This window comes from Phormidium sp. CCY1219, from assembly GCF_055795085.1.
The window spans coordinates 1-822 of record NZ_JAYFEQ010000892.1; the positions used below are offsets into that span (position 1 = coordinate 1).

At 45.3% G+C, this 822-nt stretch carries 1 protein-coding gene; it reads right to left on the reverse strand.

Going from position 1 to position 822, the window contains the following annotated elements; all coding sequences use genetic code 11:
- Positions 1-288: 288 nt before the first annotated feature.
- Positions 289-822: Uma2 family endonuclease (locus tag AC0QH1_RS29325; RefSeq protein ID WP_324634984.1), on the reverse strand; the 534-nt coding region annotated here is incomplete at its 5' end.

Consider the following 822-nt stretch of genomic DNA (forward strand, 5'->3'; position numbering starts at 1 on the left):
TCGATGCGATCGCCCTCCTGGAAAAACCCCAAATCGATTAAGCGATGATACTCATCAATCGTAAAGCGTTTGGCAGCTATTAAACTCATTGACCTGCAAGAAAGTTGACCACAGTTTTAATTGTAACAAAATTTTACCCCGACGAAAACCCAAAATTTCTGCGCCGATCGCAGCAGCAAGCTAGCAAACAAGTGGGGAATATGAAACGCATCGTTCTCATTGCTAGATTTTAATTTGGTCTGGGCGGAAATGACCAATTTTTGCTGCCTACCTCTTGGGTTGTGGTAGTTAAGCGATCGCCCCCGGAAAAACCCGTCCTAGTTCCAGAATCGCATCGGGAAACTCGGGTAAAGCAACGGTTTCATCCGGAAGCAACACCTGCTTTTGGCGGTAGTCAAAAACCGCATTAGATTTTTGATAGGGAACCTTGTAAACTTCCAATTGATTTTCCAACAAATTGACGAGCCAATATTCGGCAATATTCGCTTCCGCATAAAGGGGAAGTTTCACCTCGCGATCGTACTGCAAAGAAGAATCGGCAATTTCGATAACTCCGATAATATCTTCCGGCATCGGATGATGAGATAAATAGTTATCTGGCCGATTTCTCACCATAACAAAATCCGGTTCCGGTTCGCTGTTATTGGGCAGTAAGATAGGGTCTTGGCATTGGAGAGTGGCGCGTTCGCGGAGTAATTTGGGCAGTTCCCGAATTAAATTTCGACAACAGGTTGTATGCGCTTTGCCTTTAGAAACCATTGGCACCAGTTCTCCCCGAATCAATTCGATGCGATCGCCCTCCTGGAAAAACCCCAAATCGAT